Raw genomic sequence first — 23,121 nt, forward strand, 5'->3', positions numbered from 1 at the left:
TTGAAATTCGTTGCACTTAAAGGTATTTTTACACGCTATTTAATGAAGGATTATGCAACAAACACCTTTAATGGCCCAATATTATAAGATTAAGCAGCAACATCCTGATACGATTTTGCTTTTCAGGGTTGGTGACTTTTTTGAGACTTTTGAAGATGATGCAAAAATAGCTTCCAAAGTTCTTGGGATTACTCTTACCAAGCGGTCAAACGGTGCCGCCGATGATGTTCCTCTTGCCGGTTTTCCTCATCACGCAATTGATGCATATTTACCTAAACTTGTTCGTGCCGGCTATCGTGTTGCTGTTTGCGAGCAAATGGAAAATCCAAAATTTGCTAAAGGAATTGTTAAGCGTGAAGTGATAGAAGTAGTTACTCCGGGCGTAACTCTTTCAGATAAATTGCTCGATCACAAAAAAAATAATTATGTGCTCGGTGTTTTTATAAAAGATGATTTGGTTGGACTTTCATTCTCAGATATTTCAACAGGTGAGTTTTATGTTTATGAGACGAAGTTGGAGCAACTCACCGAACAAATTCAACTAATTAATCCTTCTGAAATTTTATTTCATAAACGGGATAAAGATTATCTGACAAAAATTCTATCAAAGATTAATCCTGAAATCCGGTTAACCAAAATTGATGAATGGATTTTTAATTTCGATTATACAAATGAACTTTTGCTAAATCATTTTAAGACTGTTACTCTTAAAGGTTTTGGAATTGAACGACTTCAAAATGGAATTGTTGCTGCTGGAGTTGTACTTCATTATTTGCAGGAAACTCAAAGAGTAAATCTCTCGCACCTGAATAAAATTTCAATTTACAATCCTTCCGATTATATGATTCTGGATTACTCAACAAAACGTAATCTCGAAATCATAACTTCAATGCAGGAAGGAACAAGAGAAGGTTCACTCATTTCAATTCTCGATAAAACCCAGACAGCAATGGGCGGAAGATTGTTGAAGAAATGGATTTCTGCACCATTGCGCGATGTGAATGCAATTAACCAGAGATTAAATGCAGTAGAAAATCTGATAAAAGAAAAATCGGTCCGCAAAGATTTAATCAATCATCTTAAAGAAGTTGGTGATCTCGAAAGATTAATCTCAAAAGTCTGTACCGGAAGAGCAAATCCAAGAGAGATTGTTGCTGTTAAAACTTCTTTGAAGAAAATTCCTGATATAAAAGAATTATTAAATAGACTTTCCGATAGTACACTAAAAAAGATTGGTGATTCATTAAAGGATTTATCACACCTTGTTGAAAAAATTTCAGAAGCAATTATTGATTCTCCTCCGGCAGCTTTAACTGAAGGTGGAATAATTAAAAGTGGTTTCAGTCCTGAACTCGATGAACTTCGTGAAATAGCTTTTCACGGTAAAGAATGGATTTCAAATCTTCAGCAGAAGGAAAGAGAAAGAACCGGAATTCCTTCGCTGAAAGTTGGTTTTAATAATGTGTTCGGTTATTACATTGATATCAGTAATGCTCATAAATCAAAAGTGCCTGAAGATTATATCCGTAAACAGACATTGGTAAACTCCGAAAGATATATCACACCTGAGCTTAAAACTTTCGAAGAAAAAATTCTTAATGCTGAAGAAAAAATTGGTGAGCTTGAATATCAGTTATTTAACGAAATCAGAAATTTAGTTGCGCTTGAAGCTGAAGCAATTCAAACCAATGCAAGATTGATTGGAATGATTGATGTTTTTCTTTCGTTTGCTGAATGTGCCGAAGAATATAATTATGTAAAACCTGAAGTTGATGAAGGAAATGAAATAGAAATACTTCAGGGAAGACATCCTGTTGTTGAAAGAATTTTATCGCCCGGAGAAAAGTTCACTCCTAATGATTGTAAACTGAATAACACAGACCAGCAAATTATTCTGCTTACCGGACCGAATATGGCTGGCAAATCTGTTTATTTAAGACAGGTTGGTTTAATCGTTTTGCTTGCACAGATTGGTTCATTCGTCCCGGCATCAAAAGCAAAAATTGGAATTGTTGACAGAATATTTACTCGTGTTGGAGCCAGCGATAATATTACCGCTGGTGAAAGTACATTTCTTGTTGAGATGCAGGAAGCAGCAAATATTCTTAACAATGCAACTTCAAAAAGTCTTATACTGCTTGATGAAATCGGAAGAGGCACAAGTACTTTTGATGGAATTTCAATTGCGTGGGCAATTACCGAATATCTTCATGAGAATCCTGATGTAGCGGCTAAAACTTTATTCGCAACTCATTATCATGAACTGAATGAAATGGCTGATCTTTTCCCCAGAATTAAAAACTACAAAGTGGAAGTTCGTGAGTACGATGATAAAGTAATTTTTCTTCATCGTGTTAATCCTGGTCGGGCTGATCATAGCTATGGAATTCAGGTTGCAATGATGGCAGGATTGCCTGTGTTTGTTACAAACCGGGCAAAAGAAATCCTGAATAATCTTGAAAGTAAAGAACTCACACCTTATGAAGTCAAAAAAGAACGACTTAAAAAACTTAAAAGTGAAACTGATAATCAAATAAGTTTGTTTGAATTCAAAGATGATGAATTAAGAACTGAAATAAAAAATCTGGAGCTGAACACTCTGACACCAATTGAAGCATTAAACAAACTAAATGAGCTGAAAAGAAAGATGGAGAGAAATGACTAAGTCAATAAAATTTTTAACTGGTGTTCTTATAATTTTATTTTTTATTACAACCGGCTCAAATTGTTCTGATGAGAATAGAACTGAGCTTACAAAATCATATTTAACATTGCTTGAACAGGAAAGAGCAGACAGAAACTGGCAGATGCAATATAATCCGTCAGCATCTCCGTTTTTAATGGATACATCAGTGAAATATGAACCACTGAAATTTTATGAAGCAAATCCCGAATTCATCTTTAAATCAAAACTCTATCGTATTGATAAACCGGATTCAGTAGATATTTTTGGAACGAAAGGAACTTCGAGAAAATATCTTCGTTATGGATATTTCAACCTTAATTATAAGGGTAATCAGTACAAACTTTATCTTTATAATATCACAACTCCGGAAGGTATGAAAGTATATAACATCTGGTTTAAGGATGGTACAACAGGAAAAGAAACTTTTGAACATGGCAGGTATCTTAAGTTCGAAAAGAATTTGGATGATGATTTTGAATACACGATTGATTTTAATCGTGCTACAAATCCTTTGTGTGCTTACAGTGATTTGTTTAATTGCCCTGTTCCTACAGAGCAGGATTCACTTCCTTTTGAAGTGAAAGCTGGTGAGAAAAAATTCAGATAAAAATTGTTTTAAAGAAGGAGAGAAAATTGGTAGTAGTTGTTGATAAAAATTTATCGCAGGAGAAAGTTGAAAAAATTATCGCAGAGTTGAACCGGAATGGTTTTGATGTTCACAAATCAACTGGTGAAAAGTATATTATTCTTGGTGCGTTGGGAGTTCAACCGGGATTTGATACAAGAAAAATTAAAATGCTCGAAGGTGTTGTTGATGTTTTCAGAATTACAGAACCATATAAACTTGCAAGCAGAAGATTTAAAGCTGAGAAGACAATTGTAAAAATCGATGATATTGAAATTGGTGGAGATGAAATTGTTGTAATTGCTGGTCCCTGCTCTGTTGAAAATGAAAATCAGATAATGAAGCTTGCTGAGATTGTAAAGAATGCCGGTGCAAAAATTCTGAGAGGTGGAGCATTCAAACCAAGAACTTCGCCATATTCATTTCAGGGTTTGGGTGAAGAAGGATTAAAACTTCTCAGAAAAGCCGGAGATAAGTTTGGACTTTCAGTAGTAACTGAAATTATAGAACCTTCGCATTTTGAATTGATTGAAAAATACACAGACATTTTTCAGGTTGGCTCCAGAAATATGTACAATTATCCTTTACTCAAATTGCTTGGAACTTCTAAAAAACCAGTTATGCTCAAACGCGGAATGTCTGCAACAATCGATGAATGGTTAATGTCTGCCGAATATATTCTCGCCGGAGGTAATCCAAATGTAATTCTTTGCGAAAGAGGAATCAGAACTTTTGATACATCATTAAGAAACACATTTGATTTATCGGCAATTGTAACTGCTCACGAAAAAACTCATCTACCTGTTTGTGCAGATCCATCGCACGCAATTGGTTACAGAGATAAAATTATTCCAATGGCTCGTGCTGCAGTTGCTGCAGGAACAGATGCACTTATGGTTGAAGTTCATCACGACCCGGACAATGCATTATCAGATGGTCCGCAAGCATTATTGCCTGATCAATTTTCTGAGTTAATGATACAGATTAAAGAAATTGCAAAAGTGATTGGGAAAAAAATCTGAATCATTCCGTAATCAAATCTTGTTTTAATCATTTTGTGAATCAACTTTCAGCTTTATGTTTGCTTTCAACTAAATATAGCAATATGAATAAAATAGTTTTCTTATCAATAATCATTTTAACAGTTTCTGTTTTTGCACAACAAAAAGAAATTCGCAGAACATATTTCCCTGATGGAAAAGTTAAAACTGAAGGAGAATATGTAAACGATAAACTTGATGGAAAGTATAAAGAATATTATCCATCAGGTAGATTATGGAAAGAATGGAATTTCGTTGACGGAAAAGAAGAAGGAATTTCGATATGGTATTTTCCTGATGGTAAAGTTCAGATAGAATGGAATTACAGAAACGGTTTGCGTGAAGGAATTTCAAAATGGTATTATGAAACAGGCGAACTTTGGGCTGAACAGAATTATGAAAATGGTGTTTTGCAGGGAATAACTTATACTTATTACAAGTCAGGTGAAAAGCAAGGTGAATGGAATTATGTTAACGGAGTTTTGCAGGGAATCTCAAGAACATTTTTCACTAATGGAAATGTTGAAGTTGAAAAGAAGTTTGTGGACGGAAAGCTTCACGGAACAACAAAAGTTTATCACGATGATAAGTCACTTGCACTTGAAGCATTTTTCGTAAATGATAAACTTGAAGGAAATGTTTACATCTATGATAAAATGAAAACCTTGCGGGTAAAAGATTTTTATGTTAATGATGAACTTGTGAACCGTGAACGCTATGATTACAAAGGAAAAGTTGAATCCAAAGAAGAAGTTGTAAGAACAAAATACCCTTCTGGCTATCTTAAGGATGAAACTTACCTGGTAGATGGTGTAAAGGATGGTTCAATGAAGATTTATTTTGAATCAGGATTTTTGAATTACCAATTCAATTTCAAAAAAAATGTTTTAAATGGGAGATCATTCCAGTTTTATGAAAACGGTGTAGTACGCCTGGTTAATGATTATGTTGATGGATTGAAAATCGGTAATGAAAAAGAATATTATCCGGACGGAGTTCTGAAGTCTGAAACAATTTATGAGAATAACAGAAAAAACGGAACACAGGTTACCTATCATCCAAACGGTAATCTTGCAACGATTGCTACTTTCGTAAATGATGAACAAGTTGGAGAATTCAAAACATTTTTCGAAAACGGAATTCTCAGATCAGAAGAAATTATCAAAGATGGTAAACGTGAAGGAAAGAGAACAACTTATTACAGAAACGGTGCATTGGAGAAAATTGAAAATTATTTTAATGGAAAATTGCAGGGATGGGTAAAAACATATTATGATGATGGTTCCCTTTTGAAAGAAGAATATTATTTTGATGGAATCCTTCAACGCAGTAAAACTTATAGCAGAGAAGGATTGTTAGTCTCAACTTTTGGATATAACTAATTCCAGAAAGCAATTTGATTTATCCCATTGAATTCCTAACTTTGTATAGTAATCAACCAACCAACAATTAAGGAGCATAAATGAAAATAAGAATATCCATTTTTGGAATGACGCTTTTGTTTTCATTCCTTACATTTTTCTCACCTCCAATCTTTCCGCAGGAAAATTTATGGACTGATAAACAGGAAACAGAAATTGCTTTAGCAGGTGAAAGAATTATTATTCCACAGGCATACCGGACTGTTTCATTAAATAGAGTGGCTTTAGAAAATTTGCTAAGCCAGGCACCGATGGAAACTCCAAACTTCATCTCTCAAAGAACAATTCAGATAGAGCTTCCGATGCCTGATGGTTCTATGCAAAAATTTGCTTTTGTCGAATCACCGGTAATGGCTCCAGAGTTAGCCACAAAGTTTCCTCAGATTAAAACATACCTTGCAAAAGGAATAACTGATCCTTATGCTGTTTGTAGATTTGATTATACACTTCAGGGTTTTCACGCAATGATTCTTTCTCCAAATGGAAGAGTCTTTATTGATCCATATAGCAAAGGAGATATTGATAATTACATTTCTTACTACTCAAGAGATTATGTTAAGGAAAGTGCTTTGTTCGATTGCGAATTACTGGTTGATGAATCAAGACAACCTGAATTCGATTACTTAAAAGAAAATAAATTATTAACTCCTACAGGTCCTCAGTTAAGAACTTACAGGTTAGCTGTTGCAACAACAGGAGAGTATTCCACTTATCACGGAGGCACTATTCCATCAGTTATGTCTGCAGTAGTAACTACTGTAAATCGTGTTGTTGGTGTATATGAAACTGATTTAGCTGTAAGGATGGTTTTAGTACCTAATAACGACACTCTAATCTTTCTGAATGCAGCTTCTGATCCCTACACAAATAATGATGGTTTTGCAATGTTATCACAAAATCAAACAACTGTTGATGCAAGGATTGGACCTGCAAATTATGATATTGGACATGTGTTTAGTACCGGTGGAGGTGGAGTTGCGTATTTGGGTGTTGTCTGTGTTAATGGTTCGAAGGCAAGAGGAGTAACTGGTTCTCCTCAACCTATTGGTGACCCGTTTGATATTGATTATGTTGCGCACGAAATGGGACATCAGTTCGGAGGTAATCATTCATTTAACGGTAATGCGGGTTCCTGCAGCGGTGGAAACAGAAATGCTTCAACTGCTTATGAGCCAGGAAGCGGTTCAACTATTATGGCTTATGCAGGAATATGCTCACCTCAAAATTTACAGAACAACAGTGACCCTTATTTTCATGTTGTAAACTTTGATGAAATAGTTTCATACACGAACTTCGGAAATGGAAACAGCTGTGCTGTTATAACTAATACAGGAAATTCTGCACCAACGGTTACAGTTCCTGCTGGTGGATTTTATATTCCAAAGAGCACACCATTTGCATTAACTGGCTCAGCAACTGATCCTAATGGTGATGCTTTAACTTACAGTTGGGAAGAGTTTGATTTGGGTCCTGCAGGACATCCTAATTCGCCATCAGGCAATGCACCGATATTCAGAGTTTTTAATCCAACTACTTCACCAACCAGAACTTTTCCGAAGTTATCTTCTCTGCTAAACAACACACAGGTGATTGGAGAAATTCTTCCATCTTATGCCAGAACATTAACTTTCCGCTTAGTAGCAAGAGACAACAGACCTGCTGGAGGAGGAGTTAATTATGCTCAGATGCAATTTCAGGTAGATGGAAATTCAGGTCCGTTTTTAGTTACTTCTCCCAACACTAATGTAAGTTGGCCCGGATTATCTTCACAAACTGTAACCTGGGATGTTGCAAATACAAATATAGCTCCGGTTAATTGTGCTAATGTAAATATTCTTCTTTCAGTTGATGGCGGTCAAACTTATCCATTTGTTCTTGCTGCAAATACTCCAAATGACGGAAGTGAAATTGTTATTTTACCGGATAATCAAACAACCACTGCGAGAATAAAAGTCGAAGCAGTTGGAAATGTTTTCTTTGATATTTCAAATGTGAATTTTACTATAACCACTGCAATTCCTGTTGAGTTAGTTTCTTTTACAGCCACATCAACAAAAGAAGGCGTTGTATTGAATTGGATTACAGCAACTGAAACCAACAACGCTGGTTTTACTATCGAAAGAGGAACAGATAGTGAGAATTTTACAGAGATTGGATTTGTAGGTGGAAAGGGAACTACAACAGAACCAACTGTTTATTCTTATCTGGATAATTCAGTAAAGCAGGGAACATATTTTTATCGGCTTAAACAAACCGATTATGATGGTACATTTAAGTATCTGAATGTTGTAAATGTTAATATCGGATTACCAACAAAGTTCGTACTAGAACAGAATTATCCGAATCCATTTAATCCATCAACAAAAATTTCTTATGCATTAAGCAATCCTGAATTAGTGTCGCTTAAAGTATTTGATATCCTTGGTAACGAAGTTGCAAATCTGGTAAATGAATATCAACAAGCCGGTGTTTATGAAATTGAATTCAATGCTTCAGAATTACCGAGTGGAGTTTATTATTACAGACTGACAGCAGGTAATTTTTCGGATGTAAAGAAAATGTTGATGACAAAATAGAATCTTCATAAAGCCCCTTTCAATACGAGAGGGGCTTTTTTAATATATCATTTCTTCAATTCACGATATTAATAACTAACACTTCAATCAAAATCATTTGAACGAAATAATTTTATTGCTTGACACTTAGATTTTTTTAGTGCATTTTAATTTCGAAAAATCTCAGTCAAACTAACTAACTGAGGTGTTTATGAAAAAATTATTCATAATAATATCCCTCCTGAACTTTACTATTGCATTTTCTCAGGAATTTTCATTTGTAAAAATTCCATTTGAATTAAATTACAGCCTCACTGAAGGTAAAATACTCCCACAGTCAAACGCTACAAAAGATACACTTCATTGTTATTATTCTTTTTTTCGTTACGGTAATCAAGGTTATCATTCTATAAGTTATGACAAAGGTAAGAATTGGTCCTCTCCGGAATATTTGGGAATATGGAATCAGTTTGATGTTCTACATACAGATGATAACAGGAGAGTCATTTGCTATATTTTATTAGGTTCGCTTAAAATAAAAACTTATGATATTAATGGAAATGTTTTCGAAAAAAGCTTCCAGATAAATACAGGCACATCAAACCTGCAAATCAGGAAACTCGGCAACGGTGCAGGAATTTTTTATTCGAGTATAAACAATATTTATGCATTCACTTCCAGCGATTTAATTAATTGGTCATTACCGGCAAATACAATTTATTCTGAGGTTAATTCGTTTCAGATATTAAAGCTAAAAAACGATAAATATTTTCTTGCATTCACTAAACTAAATGAAGAAAATCTCTATTACACTTTCAGTGATGATATGATTAATTGGCAAGTGCCTAAGACTCTTTTAACTGGAATTCCCGATAGTACCCGATTTGTAGCTGAACAAAATGATTCCGGTGAAATTATACTTGCATTGGAAAAATTTATTTCCACACCTTTCTCAGAATTCAAACAGAAAGATATCCTGATTTTAACAAGTGTAGATTACGGAAGCACCTGGAGCTCACTCACATCGATAACAAAGTTTAAAGGTGATGATAATTTATTATCACTCACAGCGGCGAAAAATGATTTCATTTTATCATTCTCATCGAAAAGAGAAAAAGAATTTCCTGATTATTATTTTGGATTTTTACTAACTGCTTCTGATAAACATACACCTCCGTTCGTTTATGATATTCAACCTGAAAGTGAGAATCCCGAAAACATAAATGCACTCAGATTCTTTGCAAAGATTGATGATGATGAACCTCTGAAATATGCAAAGCTTAATTTAAAGTTTAATAATGAAGCACCTGTTGAAGTTTTTATGAATGACAAAGGTTTTGATGGGGATGAACGGCAATTTGATAAAATTTACACAGTAACTTTAATGAGGAAATTCCAGAAAGGTGATGCAGCAAGTTATTTTGTTTTAGCGGAAGATCTTTCCGGAAATAAAACAAAGAGCGAAGTGAATAATCTTTTCGTGCCAATCGACTACCAAATGACGGTCTGCTCACTAACAAATAATCGTTTCAAATTATCATTTAATAATTCAGGAATTTTGGCAGATATTAATCCACCTCTTGGGAATTTTGATGAAAGTACAGTTTTATTTAGTGGAGGATTTTTATTGACAGGATATGAAAATAGCAATTTGTTTGAAAGTTTAGTTTTCAGTCCATCCAGATTTCAGGATTATATACCTGGTATAGTCAATGGTTCACAGGATGATCCCAAAAATCAAATTTACATCGTCAGAGCAGATGATCCACCATTTGGTGAAAGTTGGCAGCTTTATAAATATGCAACTATGTTAAATGCTCCATTTTATGACGGAGATTTCGACGGAGTCTATAATCCGGTTGATAAAAATAATAATGGAATTTGGGATGAAGATGAAGATGCTCCGGAAATACTTGGTGATGTTACTACCTGGTGTGTTTTTAATGATGCAGTTCCATCTTTTTTTAGAAGGAATGATACAATGAAACCTTTAGGCATTGAAATTCAGCAGTCTGTTTTTTCATTTGATAAAAATGAAAACAATCAGCCGGATGAAAAAATTTATATCCGTTACAGAATTATAAACCGTGGAAATGTCAGTGAGGTTCTTGATTCAGTATTATTCTCATTCTTAGCAGATCCTGACATTGATACTGAATATCAGAATGACTATATGGGCACAGATACAACCTTGAATCTTGCTTATTGTTATAGTCAGCAAGATCCAAATTTTGGGTTAAACCCGCCGGCAAGCGGAATTGCATTGCTGCAAGGTCCGCCTGTCTTTATTCCGGGCGAAACTTTTATTGATAATAATAGTAATGGAATATTTGATGAAACCATTGATATTGCAGTTGATACAGCAGTCTTTAAAAATGGTTCACTGATACCGGCGAAAAAAATTATTGGAGCAAAAAACTCTGAACTCTTTTCAAGTTTTGCCCTAATACTTCACTCAATGCATTTCCAAGCAAATTTCAGATTAAATCAACAAGGATTTATGAATGCAGGAAGTTACATCGATATATGCAATAATCTCTTTGGAACTGTCTATGGAAATTATAATTGTAATGAAATAAATCCCCTTTTCCATTTTTCAGGCAATCCTGTTATTCCCGATGGTTGGGTAATGAACACTACAAGTGACATCCGGTATTTATTAACTACAGGATTTTTTCAACTAAAGAAAGATGAACCTGTTGATATCTGGGGAGTTTATGTTGCTGGTCGTGGAGTTGATTCACTTGATTCAATAACTGAGATGAAAAAGAATACTCAGAGTGCAATTCGTTTTTATAAAAATTTTCCTGTAAATGAAGAAAGAATTCCTCCGATTGAGATTTTACCAACTGAATATAAACTTTATCAGAATTTCCCAAATCCGTTTAACAATGGAACAAGAATCAGGTTTGAGATTCCTAAAACAGAATTTGTTAAGTTAAAAGTTTTTGATATTACCGGAAGTGAAGTTGTAACATTAATTAATGAAACCAAGCCTGCAGGTGAATATGAAGTTATAATGAAATCAGACAACTTATCGAGTGGCGTATATTTTTATCAAATAACTGCAGGAGGTTTTATATCAACGAAGAAATGTGTGGTAATTAAATAAATGAAAGTAGTTATCATTAAATAAAAAGTATTTATCAATTAGCAAATTTTTAACCAATTTTCTTATTTCTTTCCGATTTCTGTTTTCATTCCAACCGCAGTTGATTAAATTTACAATAGTAATTTCACTAACATCACAGAGTAAAAATGAAAAGTATTATTTACCTGATTGCATTTAATGTTTTGCTGACAAACTTTCTTTTCTCTCAGTCCAATCCACCTAAGAGAGAATTGAGAGCTGCCTGGGTGGCAACTGTTACGAATCTTGATTGGCCATCATCCCCGACAATTTCAACTGACCAGAAAAAGCAGGAAGCAATTAATCTTCTCGATCAATTAAAAAGTGCAGGAGTTAATACAATTATTTTCCAGATAAGAACCGAATGCGATGCTTTGTATAGCTCCGCTTATGACCCATGGTCATATTGGTTGACTGGTTCACAGGGAAATCCTCCTTATCCATATTTTGATCCTCTTGAATTCTGGATCGAAGAGGCGCACAAAAGAGGAATGGAGTTACACGCTTGGTTTAATCCTTATCGCGCAGAAAGAAGTGTTGGAAGTTATCCATTAGCTCCAAATCATGTCGTCAATGCTCATCCAAATTGGGTGTTGAGAATTGGTTCTTTCAGATTTCTGAACCCGGGATTGCAGGAAGTAAGAAATTATATCTCTGATGTTATTTACGATGTAGTTAGTCGCTATGATGTTGATGGTGTTCATTTCGATGATTACTTCTATCCATATCCTCCAAATAATATGACTGCCAATGCGACAAACAATGCTCTCGATGATTCAGCATTCGCCGCAGATCCAAGAGGATTCACCAACAAAGAAGATTGGCGTCGTGATAATGTTAACATAATGATTGCTCAGGTTAATAACAGAATACAATCTGTTAAACCCTGGGTTAAATTTGGAATAAGTCCGTTTGGAATTTGGAGACCAGGATATCCACCCGGAATAACAGGAATGGATGCGTATGCAACAATTTATGCTGATGCACTTGCCTGGCTTCGTGCGCAATCAATTGATTACCTTACTCCTCAGCTTTATTGGCCCTTTGGTGGCGGACAAGATTATGCAAAACTTCAGCCATGGTGGGGAGATTCTGTTTATGCTCACGGAAGACATTATTATCCCGGACACGCATTATACAGAGTTGATCCAAGTTCCGGAAACTGGACTGCAAGTGAAATTCCTAACCAGATACGATTCGATAGAGCAAATCCTAAAGTTCAGGGTGGAGTTTTCTTCCGTGCAAAAAGTTTTGTTTCAAATTTCAAAGGTGTTACTGATACTTTGAAAACAGATTTGTATCGTTATACTGCAATACTTCCTACAATGAACTGGAAAGATGTTGTTCCACCAAATCCACCAAGAAATTTACGTTTTGAAAAACTTGCAAATGGACAGGCAGGATTAAAATGGGATGTTCCTTTAGTTGCAAGTGATGGTGATACTGCAACAAGATACATTGTTTACAGATTTGAAACTTCAAACATTCAGCAAGGCGATTTGGAAAACTCATCCAGAATTCTTGGAGTTGAAGGGTTCAGACAAAGTGTTCCTAGTGAGCCGCCAAATCCGACTGGTCCATATTATTTCGTAGTTACATCTCTTGACAGAAATTATAATGAAAGCGTGATGAGTAATATTCTTTATGTTTCACCGCCGCCGGTACCAACTTTAATTTTTCCATCCAATGGAGCTACTAATCAAAGAGATACAATAACTTTAAGATGGAATTTCCCTGATCTTGCTTCATCATTCAGAATTCAGGTTTCTACTGATCCAAATTTTTCAACAGGAATTTTAGTTGATCAGGCAGGATTGACGGACTCATTCAAAGTTATAACCGGAATGAATGGTCTGACCACATATTACTGGCGAGTAAATGCTTCAAATGCAGGTGGAGCAAGTGATTTTTCTCCTACTTATTCATTTACAACCGGATTTCCACAAGCACCTTCTTTATTTTATCCACCAAACAATGTTGGTGAAATTCCTGTTGATACTATTCTTTACTGGTTATCATCAAACACAGCACAATCTTATCATTTGATGGTTGCAAGAGGACTTGATTTTGCACAAAATACAATCATCGTTGATACTGTTGTATCGGATACTACTTATCACATCAGTGGTTTAAATCAAAATACATTTTATTTCTGGAGAGTTAGAGCAATCAATCAATATGGCTCGAGTGGCTGGTCAACAATCTGGCGATTCAAAACTGTTGCACCAATTAGTGTAGATGATGAGCTTTATAATCCTCAATCATTTAAACTCGAGCAGAACTATCCAAATCCTTTCAATCCATCAACAAGGATTAAATTTATTCTTCCTGAATCAGAATATGTCTCTCTGAAAATTTACGACACACTTGGTTCGGAAGTAGGAAGATTAGTTGATAATCAGTTTTTGCCTGAAGGGGAGTATGAATTTGAATTTATTGCAGGCAATCTCTCGAGCGGAGTTTACTTTTACAGATTAACAGCGGGAGAATTCAGTTCAACAAAAAAAATGATTTTGCTTCGTTAACTAAATTATCAAATGATGCTTCCGGTTTTTTGGATTTCATTTCCTGTTTATAAGCCGGAAGCATTATTTTATTTAATAAAAATCTGTTCATTTCGGAATCAAAACCTAAAAAGGATATCTTTATGAAAAGATTTCTTTACTACTCAACTTTACTCATCATTTCATTTACTCTCTGGAATGCCTGCGCAGTTGTAAAAGAAACCATAGACGAAGAAGAATTCAATCTAAAGACTAATGAGTTTAAGGAATATTATCCGACTTTCAGAAAATATTTTGGAATTCCTTCATCAGGCAGGATTGATTCAATCTTTTATGATGATGTTGAGAAAAAAATAATTTTCAAATTCAACAAACAATTTGCATCAATACCATTGAGAGAAGAAAATGTAGCTGCAATTAAAGATTCAGTAAAGAGTTTTTTCGGAGAAGAATATTCACTTTATGGTTTTGATTTTTATGTTGAGAAATATCCGCTAGATGAGCTTATTCCGAATTACTATCGCTCATCAAAAACTGAAATTGACAAAGCAAGATTACCGCTTCCGCGAGAAAAGAAAAATCCTGTCATTAAAAATCTCAGCAAGCCATATCAGATTACAAATGGTTTGAATGATAAAAATGTTCTCCTCTGGCATAGTCACGGTTGGTATTACAACAATCAGGAGAAAAGATGGATGTGGCAGCGAGCCAGATTATTCCAAACAGTTGAAGATATAGGACCACTGAGTTTTACGATTCCATTTCTTATTCCAATGCTTGAAAATGCCGGCGCAACTGTATTTGTGCCGAGAGAAAGAGATACTCAGACAAATGAAGTAATCATTGACAATGATGTTGATAAGCAACCAGCTTATGTAGAATCGGTTGCGAATAAAAAATTAAAATGGAAAACCTATGAAACAGGATTTGCACTAAAGAAAAAAGTATTGGTTGAAGGTGAAAATCCATTTCTACTCGGTACAAGCAAATACATTGAAACAGACACAACTGAAACTGCATCAATTAAATGGTCTCCGGATATTCCCGAAACAGGAGAATACACAGTTTATATTTCATATCAATCATTTGAAGATAGTAATGATGAAACAATTTATATCGTTTCTCACGCTGGTGGTAAAACTGAATTCAGAATTAATCAGAAGATTGGTGGCGGAACGTGGATTCATCTTGGAAAATTTTTATTCAGAAAAGGAAAAGATAAAAATCAGTTTGTGATGTTATCCAACAAAGCAAATTCTTCAGGAAAAATTGTTTCAGGTGATGCTGTTCGTTTTGGTGGAGGAATTGGAATTGTTGAAAGAGAAGGTCAGATTAGCAAGCGGGCAAAATTTATTGAAGGTTCCAGATATTGGCTTCAATTCGCCGGAATGCCTGACACACTTGTGTATAACTTGAATAAAAGTGCAGATGATTATAAAGATGATTATCAGTCGAGAGCTGAGTATGGAAATTATCTTTTCGGAAAACCTTATGGACCAAACAGAAAACGGGATGAAAAAGGATTGGGAATTCCTATTGATGTTTCTCTTGCTTTTCATACAGATGCAGGTATAACAAGAAATGATACTGTAATCGGTACTCTAATGATTTATAGTACTCCGGGTTTGGACTCGCTTGATGTTTTTCCTGATGGTGTTTCCAGACTTGCGAATCGCGATTTAGCAGATATTGTTCAGACTCAAATTGTTGAAGATTTAAAAACTCTTTATGATTCTGCCTGGACAAGAAGACAACTTATGGATGCAATGTATAGCGAAGCTGCCAGACCAAATTTTCCCTCGATGCTACTTGAATTGCTTTCGCATCAGAATTTTCTTGATATGAAATTTCATCTTGATCCAAGATTTAAATTTGATGCTTCAAGAGCTATTTATAAAGGCATTCTGAAATTTCTGGCTTATCAATATAACTATGAATATGTAGTTCAGCCATTACCTGTTACTCATTTTGCTGCTGAGTTGATTGAAAATAAAGTAAAACTTAGCTGGCAACCAAAAGAAGATCCGCTTGAACCAACTGCTGTTCCTGAAAAGTATATAGTCTATACAAGAATAGATGACGGTGGATTTGATAACGGAAGATTAATTGACAGCACTTCAGTTATCATTGAGAATTTGGAAGCCGGCAAAATTTATTCATTCAAAGTAACTGCATTAAATAAAGGCGGTGAAAGTTTTCCATCAGAAATTTTATCAGTTGGAATTTCAAAAAAGAATCCTCAACCGGTTTTAATTGTTAATGGATTTGACAGAGTATCACCACCGGCTTCGATTGAATCTCCAGAGTTTATGGGCTTCTTTAACATTATTGATGAAGGTGTTCCGTATATGTATGATTTTGGCTACACAGGTGTTCAGTTTAATTTCGATCCTGATTCAAAGTGGGAGACAGATGATAATCCCGGACACGGTGCAAGTGCATCTGATCACGAAACAAAAATCATAGCAGGTAACACTTTTGATTTCTCGTATACTCACGGAAAAGCTTTGCTAAATAACGGATTTTCATTCTGCAGTGTTAGTGATGAAAGTGTTTGGGATGGAAAATTATCATTAACTAAATATCCGTTTGTTGATTTTATTCTCGGAGAAGAAAAGAAAACATTACCACCCAAATTAAACAGTCCTAAAGGAATAGATTATCAAACTATACTGGATGCGCTGAAAGAAAAAATGAGAACTTATATTCAGCTTGGTGGAAAGGTGTTTATGAGCGGTTCATATATCGGAAGTGACCTATACACTGATGCAGATAGCGTTGGTATTAAGTTTGCCAATGAAGTACTCAGAATAAAATTAAAAACCGGTTTTGCTTCAAGAAGGGGTGAAGTTTATTCGGTAAATGAAAAATTCCTGAACAAAAATTCTTTAGTAAAATTCAATACAGAGTATAATGAGAAAATTTATAAAGTAGAAGCACCCGATGAAATTGGTCCGATAAACGGTAGTGAAATTCTTTTAAGATACACTGAAAATGAATTCAGTGCAGCGGTTGGTTTTAACGAAGGCAGGGGTGTTGTTGTGTTCGGCTTTCCATTTGAAACCATTTTGGATGAAACAAAAAGAAATGAAGTAATGAAAGCAGTATTGGATTACCTTGAAGTTAAATAATTCATAAATAATCAAATCTTCATTTTATTTATTTAAGAAGCGATCGGGCACATACTCTTTTATTGAAAACGGGAGATAACGAAAAACTTGTAAAGGTTTATCCTAAAATTGGTTTTTGGTGGGGAGTACTTGATTTCTTCTGTGGTGGTTTGCCCTGGTTTGTAGATGCTTACACTGGTGCTTGGAATCATTTTGATGATATTCAGGCAGGATTCTGATTTTTAACAAAAATGATGTCACACTTTGCCAATCCTTTAGTTTAAGCAGAGTGTGACATCTTTTTTAATTTTTCAGTCCTATTCCAGGATAGTCATTCAAAGTAATTTTGCCGTCAATTACTTTCACGCCTTCAAACGGATCATTTTTAATTAAGAGATTTCCATCAAGGTCCGCCCAATCAACTTCAGGAGATAGTTGTGCTGCTGCAGAAATTGCGCAGGATGTTTCTGTCATGCAACCAAGCATTACTTTCATTCCAAGTGAACGTGCAAGTGTTATCATTTTATAAGCTTCACGCATTCCTGTGCACTTCATTAATTTTATTACAACACCTGAATAAACATCTTTCATTTTGATTAAATCAGGAATTCTTTGAATTGATTCATCACCCAGAACAGGTATTGGTGATCTTTCGGTTATCCAGGCATTTTCATCAATCATTTCTTTAGGCATCGGTTGCTCGATATACAATACATTTTGCTCGCTTAGCCATTGAATCATTTCCAGCGCGTAGTTTTTATCTTTCCAACCCTGATTAGCATCTGCCGTTAATGGTTTATCAGTAACTGATCGAATAGTCTCAATCATCTCACGATCATTTTCACGACCAAGTTTCACTTTCAAAATTTTAAACTCATCGGCTTCTTTAACTTTCTGTCTGACAACTTCAGGAGTATCAATCCCAATTGTAAAAGTTGTGTATGGTGTTTTTGTTTTATCGAATCCCCAGATTTTATACCATGGTTTGCCGATTAACTTTCCAACCAAATCGTGTAAAGCGATATCAACTGAAGCTTTTGCTGCTGTGTTCTTCTCATCAATTGAGTCAATATACTCTAGTATTTTTTCTATTTCGAAAGGATCATCAAATTGCTCAAGATTAACTTTCGATAAAAACTTTGTTGCAGTTTCCTGTGATTCACCAAGATATGGAGGCATTGAAGCTTCGCCGTATCCCTTGACGCCATCGTATTCAATTTCGGTTAACATTACAGGAGTTGTAGTTCTTGAATTTACTGCAACTGTAAATACATGTTTTAGTTCAAGTGTGTATGGTTTGAATGAGAATTTCATTTTTGTGCCTTTGCTATTTATAAAGTTTGTGGCAAAAGATTTTGAACTTAAACCGCTTATTGATGCTGCGGTAAGCAGGGAAGTTGTCTTTAAGAAATCTCTTCTGTTCTGTTTCATATTTTACTCTTTTGTTTGAGCAATTGAATTAAAATATACTCTAATAATTCTCCGTAAGTTTTCTTAATTCCATCGAATGAGTATAGAATTCACTTAAAGTTAATTCTTTAAGATAAACCATTCCGTATGCTGCTCTCACTCTCGGATGCTCATGCTTTATAAAGAAATCTTTGCCAAGACATTTTTTTATTGTTTCATATTGTTCAACCTGTATTCTCTGAGCCAGTCGTGAGAAAGGCCCATCATATTCCCAGCTTGGAAAACTTGCATCTCTTTGTGAGCCGTAACTATTCAAAAATGTGTTTTCCATAATTGCCATAGAGTTCAGACTTACCGGAATATAAACATTTGCTTCAGCAGGATGGAAACGATACCAAACATTTCTGTAGCCCCAGACTTTTATATCACTTCTTCCGGTTTGCTGTTCGTAAAGTTTAAGTGCTTCGGATGTTGCCTGCAAAACTTTGTAGTGTGTGTCGGGTCCGCTTCCTTCAGGATCTAATGCAACAGTTACAATTGTTGGATTAATTTGTTTTAGCAATTCAAGTATTGGCAGAACGTCGCGATTCATTTCAGGATTTTCAGTAAAGATATCTCCTTGGTAAAATCCTAATCGCATATGTGTTACAGAACTTGTATTGAATCCGAAAAATGCCCAGACTATTTCTTCCTCAAATTCTCTCATCATTCCTTTTAATTTCTGAACATGTGGAATATCTTTCTTTCCGGGATACTGAGTTTTGAAATAATTAATCAGTTCATCAACACGATCTTCAAGATAGTTTATGTTATCTTCCTCATAAATCTCTATCATATTTCTAAGTAGTCTTCTTGAAACAGCTTCTTTACGAACTGTTCTGCTGTGCGCTGCTAATCCATCAAGATACAAGTGAATATCTTTGTCTTTTCCTTCTCTGAATTCAGGATCGAAGTATCTTTCTTTAAATCTTTCTCTGAACTCATTGTTGTGGAGAAATATTTTGAGGTCTTCAAGCAAACCAAGCATATATGAATTTGTTACTGCAGTAAATCCACTTGTCATAGTTACAAAATGGTGTTTATTACTCGGGTCTCTTACAAGATGATTTATGTAAGGAAGATAGCCAAGTGGAATATCATCGTGATGAGGACCAGTGTGAAGAATAACCTGATTTGATACAGGGGCCATTCCACGCGCAAGTCTTTCGATTATAGAATTATAAATTTCCTGACCAATTTGTTTTGGAGTTTTTCCGGTTTTACTTAAAACAAGTTTGGTAAGATTATCTGAGTTGTAATCTTCCTTTGTTAATTCGAGCAAGGATTTCTTTTTGTCCACAACAAGATTTATTACAGCTCTTTCAACAGAAACCTGAGAAATCGGGTCTTCCTTTGCTACATCAAAATATCTTCGCTCAATTAATCTGAAAGCTGCTCCGTTTGTAAGATAAAATCTTGCATTCTTTAATCTCTGAAGAACTGTTGCCGGATATTTATTTGTTCTTTCATTCTGAATTGAGTCCCGGACTATGTTTGCTTTTGCTTCACCGGCAGCAATAATAATGGCAGTTGCTTCCGGGTTATATGTAATTGTCTCAAGTCCTATTGTTATAACGAGGCGCTTCTTTGCAACTTCAATTCCGCCTAAATCTGTTGCTGCTGCTGCTTGTGTCTCATAATTAGTTGGAATCAATCTGGTAGTAGAATAGTGATCACTTCCCATTACATTAAATCCAATATGACCATCAGGACCAATTCCTCCAAGGAAGAATCCAATTCCACCCATCTCACGAATTTTCTTTTCGTAATCGGTACAGAACTGATCAACAATTTCAATGGTTTGTTTCTGCAGTCTTTCGAGAGTTGTACTAGCCCATCTTGTTCGCAATGATAAATCTACAACCTGATCAGGGAAAATTTCGTCAAGTGTTAAATTATTTGGCGTAGGAATTTCATTGATATTCATGAAAAGAGCTTTGTTTCTGTCAAGTCCCCAATTACTGAAATAAAATTTCTGAATGTAATAGTAAAAGCTGTTATGCTGATTAGTATCAATCGGATAGAATTCATCAATCTGAACAAATCTGAAACTTGATATGTCAGGTTTGTTTCCAGGATCGAGGTCAACTTTTTTTAATTCGTTAACAACATTTTCTTTATCCCAGTTTTTAAGAAAATGAGCTACCCATTTTATAAAATGCTCAGGAGTTTTTCCGGTTGGTAAAGAAATGACTCCACCAGGATTTTCCTGCATCCACTCAATAAATCGAAGCGCTGTCATTTTACCCAGTTCAGGAAAGTTTGGAACCTGAATAACAGGAATTTTTTCTGTTGGTTTATAGATTAGTTCACGACCAGATTGATCGAGATAGTATTGTTCTACTTTTGAAAGCATGGCAGTGATATTTCTTTTTTTGTGAGACATTAATTTCTTTTTAAGCTATCCAAATATAACCAAGCTTATTTATGATTGAAAAAATTGAGTGAGAAGTGTCAAAAAAGGCAATATTAAATAGCTTAATCTTTATATTTGTTGTGAAATTTAATTTCAATTTCCTGGGATAAAGAATGTCATCTGAATCAAAAAAAATTTTTGAAGAGATAAGTAAACTCACCACTGAGCAGAGAAACCCACGCTCAATGAATATAGACAAGTTACCTACTCTTGAGATTCTGAAAATTATTAATGAAGAAGATAAGCTTGTTCCACTCGCTGTTGAAAAAGAAATTCCTTATATAGCTGAGGCAGTTGAAATTGTTGTTCACGCTATCAAAAACGGTGGAAGATTACTTTACTTTGGTGCCGGAACCAGTGGTCGTTTAGGAGTTGTAGATGCTTCTGAATGTCCGCCAACTTTCGGAACTCCTTATGGATTAATTGAAGGTTACATTGCCGGAGGAAAGGAAGCAATGTTCCGTGCGCAGGAAGGTGCTGAGGATTATGAAGAAAACGGAGCTAAAGATGTAGTTGCTGCCGGAGTAACTTCAAAAGATGTTGTTTGCGGAATTGCTGCAAGCAGAAGAACTCCTTATGTAGTTGGAGCAGTAAAAAAAGCGAAAGAGCTTGGAGCTAAAACTTTATTTGTTACAACAAATCCGCGAGAGCATTTCAACATAAAAGAAGTTGATGTTGCAATTTGTCCTTATGTTGGTCCGGAAGTAATTATGGGTTCTACCAGAATGAAAAGCGGCACTGCACAAAAACTTGTATTGAATATGATTACTACAACTGCAATGGTTCGATTAGGTAAGACTTATGAAAATATGATGATTGACCTACAGATGACTAACAAGAAATTAATTGAACGGGCAAAGAGAATTGTTATGACAATTACTGGTGTTAGTTATGAAGAAGCAACAAAATATCTTGAGTTAGCAAATTATCATGTTAAAAGTGCACTTGTTATGATTAAAGCAAAAGTAGATTTTCCAGAAGCACAGAAGCTACTTAAAGAGGCAGATGGATTTGTTCGTAAAGCAATCGAGTTAAAATTAGGAAAAGAGATTTAAATATTCTTTTGATAATTATTCTACTTCCATCTGAATATATAGATTCGCATAATTCAAAAATTATTTGAAAAGCATTTGAAGAAATATTATTTTCGAACCAGAATTGTTAACTAATTAACTACACTAAACATATCACAATAATCGAATCGGTATAATAATCATTTAGTGTTGCTAAAAAGTTATTTAGGTTTTAAGAAAAAGTACCATTTAAAATAATTTATTTTGTTCTTATTAGATAAACCGCGATGTAAGCGGTAATGTTCTTTGACACGACTGAAATAGCCTTCTAATGCATTAGTAGAACGAGCTATCTTTGGATCATCTATGTAATGGAAAAGATTGGGTAAAGCTTTAACAACTAAACTTCTTGCTCTGATAAGATCACTAAAAACCCAACCGCGATTTGTAGAGTTTTCGATTCCGTTTCCAAATCTGTTTTCCCAAGCATAAAATCCTTTTATAAATCTCAGAGAATCTTGTTTTGTTCTAACCTCTGTTAGATTAAGTAAAAGTTCTCTAAGATGTTTTGCATCCGTTCGTTTAGGATTTCTTCTACACCAACTTAATCCTTGTCTTTGAACGTGGACTATGCATCTTTGTAGTTTGATCTCTGGCCAACAATCAGATAGTTGTCTTGTTTGTACTGTATTTCCATCTGTTGTGGCACTCTCTGGATTTAATCCTGCATCTGATAGCTTATTGTAAAACTTGAAAAGATCTGCTTTAGATTCTCTTACATTGACCTCTGCATAAATCAGTTTATGTGTTTCTGAATCCATTGCCGCATATATACCTCTTGGCCGTTTTAGAAAAGTTCCATCAAGAATTATATGCTTTACTTTAGATAAATCCATTTTACTTTGCCCTGGAACTTTGCTAAGCCAATATTGGATTACTCTTCTTACAGTAGATTGACTAACTCTTTTAAGTGATGACAATTCTCTTATACTGTAACCTTCTGTTATCCAGAGTTTGAACCAACTAAACCTTCGTTCTTCTAAAGGCTTAGATGATTTCCAAAGAAAAGATTTCTTGCAGCTTAAACACAAGTATCTTTGTTTATTCTGATTGGTCTTTCCATTAAGTTTTACTTTGGAAGAAAAACAATACAAACAATGTTTTTTTTCATT

The 23,121-nt window shown here is 34.9% G+C and carries 13 protein-coding genes; 10 read left to right on the top strand and 3 right to left on the bottom strand.

Annotated features, from left to right (window positions below):
* The first annotated feature begins 52 nt into the window (after positions 1 to 52).
* The 9 genes from mutS to Q0X14_RS00955 all read left to right on the top strand — a co-directional run bounded on the left by mutS (position 53) and on the right by Q0X14_RS00955 (position 17,310).
* Positions 53 to 2,665 (top strand): DNA mismatch repair protein MutS, encoded by a 2,613-nt coding sequence (gene mutS, locus Q0X14_RS00915; protein WP_297841181.1) that lies wholly within the window; start codon positions 53 to 55, stop codon positions 2,663 to 2,665.
* Positions 2,658 to 3,293 carry a DUF1684 domain-containing protein gene (locus tag Q0X14_RS00920; protein WP_297841186.1) on the top strand — a complete coding sequence of 212 codons (636 nt, stop codon included), beginning with the start codon at positions 2,658 to 2,660 and terminating at the stop codon, positions 3,291 to 3,293. The genes mutS and Q0X14_RS00920 overlap by 8 nt, the downstream gene beginning before the upstream one ends.
* A 26-nt stretch (positions 3,294 to 3,319) precedes the next feature.
* Positions 3,320 to 4,333 carry a 3-deoxy-7-phosphoheptulonate synthase gene (gene aroF, locus Q0X14_RS00925; RefSeq protein WP_297841189.1) on the top strand — a complete coding sequence of 338 codons (1,014 nt, stop codon included), beginning with the start codon at positions 3,320 to 3,322 and terminating at the stop codon, positions 4,331 to 4,333.
* An 83-nt stretch (positions 4,334 to 4,416) separates the two neighbouring features.
* Positions 4,417 to 5,733 carry a toxin-antitoxin system YwqK family antitoxin gene (locus Q0X14_RS00930; protein WP_297841191.1) on the top strand — a complete coding sequence of 439 codons (1,317 nt, stop codon included), beginning with the start codon at positions 4,417 to 4,419 and terminating at the stop codon, positions 5,731 to 5,733.
* A gap of 80 nt (positions 5,734 to 5,813) precedes the next feature.
* Positions 5,814 to 8,348, top strand: coding sequence for a reprolysin-like metallopeptidase (locus tag Q0X14_RS00935; protein WP_297841193.1), 2,535 nt, complete (start codon positions 5,814 to 5,816; stop codon positions 8,346 to 8,348).
* A 190-nt stretch (positions 8,349 to 8,538) separates the two neighbouring features.
* Positions 8,539 to 11,439: a T9SS type A sorting domain-containing protein gene (locus tag Q0X14_RS00940; RefSeq protein WP_297841195.1), complete on the top strand. Its 2,901-nt coding sequence runs from the start codon at positions 8,539 to 8,541 to the stop codon at positions 11,437 to 11,439.
* A gap of 146 nt (positions 11,440 to 11,585) precedes the next feature.
* Positions 11,586 to 13,982 (top strand): family 10 glycosylhydrolase, encoded by a 2,397-nt coding sequence (locus tag Q0X14_RS00945; protein WP_297841197.1) that lies wholly within the window; start codon positions 11,586 to 11,588, stop codon positions 13,980 to 13,982.
* 122 nt (positions 13,983 to 14,104) lie between these two features.
* Positions 14,105 to 17,092, top strand: coding sequence for a fibronectin type III domain-containing protein (locus tag Q0X14_RS00950; protein ID WP_297841200.1), 2,988 nt, complete (start codon positions 14,105 to 14,107; stop codon positions 17,090 to 17,092).
* A 62-nt stretch (positions 17,093 to 17,154) separates the two neighbouring features.
* Complete coding sequence (locus tag Q0X14_RS00955; RefSeq protein WP_297841203.1) at positions 17,155 to 17,310, top strand: hypothetical protein; 156 nt, start codon at positions 17,155 to 17,157, stop codon at positions 17,308 to 17,310.
* A gap of 64 nt (positions 17,311 to 17,374) precedes the next feature.
* On the opposite strand, the gene Q0X14_RS00960 is transcribed toward Q0X14_RS00955, so the two are convergent.
* Both Q0X14_RS00960 and Q0X14_RS00965 read right to left on the bottom strand, forming a co-directional pair.
* Positions 17,375 to 18,502 carry a dipeptide epimerase gene (locus tag Q0X14_RS00960; RefSeq protein ID WP_297841205.1) on the bottom strand — a complete coding sequence of 376 codons (1,128 nt, stop codon included), beginning with the start codon at positions 18,500 to 18,502 and terminating at the stop codon, positions 17,375 to 17,377.
* Between the two features lie 40 nt (positions 18,503 to 18,542).
* On the bottom strand, positions 18,543 to 20,906 hold the full coding sequence (locus Q0X14_RS00965) for a glucosamine-6-phosphate deaminase (protein ID WP_297841208.1): 2,364 nt from the start codon (positions 20,904 to 20,906) through the stop codon (positions 18,543 to 18,545).
* A gap of 143 nt (positions 20,907 to 21,049) precedes the next feature.
* Here Q0X14_RS00965 and murQ point away from each other — a divergent pair, with 143 nt between their 5' ends.
* Positions 21,050 to 21,991, top strand: coding sequence for an N-acetylmuramic acid 6-phosphate etherase (gene murQ, locus Q0X14_RS00970; protein WP_297841211.1), 942 nt, complete (start codon positions 21,050 to 21,052; stop codon positions 21,989 to 21,991).
* A gap of 179 nt (positions 21,992 to 22,170) precedes the next feature.
* On the opposite strand, the gene Q0X14_RS00975 is transcribed toward murQ, so the two are convergent.
* Complete coding sequence (locus Q0X14_RS00975; RefSeq protein ID WP_297841214.1) at positions 22,171 to 23,103, bottom strand: hypothetical protein; 933 nt, start codon at positions 23,101 to 23,103, stop codon at positions 22,171 to 22,173.
* Positions 23,104 to 23,121 lie beyond the last annotated feature (18 nt).

It is taken from the genome of Ignavibacterium sp. (genome assembly GCF_025998815.1).
Lineage (GTDB): Bacteria > Bacteroidota > Ignavibacteria > Ignavibacteriales > Ignavibacteriaceae > Ignavibacterium.

Coding starts and splice junctions, on each gene's coding strand:
- mutS (WP_297841181.1), top strand. CDS start 53: ATGCAACAAACACCTTTAATGGCCCAATATTATAAGATTAAGCAGCAA.
- Q0X14_RS00920 (WP_297841186.1), top strand. CDS start 2,658: ATGACTAAGTCAATAAAATTTTTAACTGGTGTTCTTATAATTTTATTT.
- Q0X14_RS00930 (WP_297841191.1), top strand. CDS start 4,417: ATGAATAAAATAGTTTTCTTATCAATAATCATTTTAACAGTTTCTGTT.
- Q0X14_RS00935 (WP_297841193.1), top strand. CDS start 5,814: ATGAAAATAAGAATATCCATTTTTGGAATGACGCTTTTGTTTTCATTC.
- Q0X14_RS00940 (WP_297841195.1), top strand. CDS start 8,539: ATGAAAAAATTATTCATAATAATATCCCTCCTGAACTTTACTATTGCA.
- Q0X14_RS00945 (WP_297841197.1), top strand. CDS start 11,586: ATGAAAAGTATTATTTACCTGATTGCATTTAATGTTTTGCTGACAAAC.
- Q0X14_RS00950 (WP_297841200.1), top strand. CDS start 14,105: ATGAAAAGATTTCTTTACTACTCAACTTTACTCATCATTTCATTTACT.
- Q0X14_RS00960 (WP_297841205.1), bottom strand. CDS start 18,502: ATGAAACAGAACAGAAGAGATTTCTTAAAGACAACTTCCCTGCTTACC.
- Q0X14_RS00965 (WP_297841208.1), bottom strand. CDS start 20,906: ATGTCTCACAAAAAAAGAAATATCACTGCCATGCTTTCAAAAGTAGAA.
- murQ (WP_297841211.1), top strand. CDS start 21,050: ATGTCATCTGAATCAAAAAAAATTTTTGAAGAGATAAGTAAACTCACC.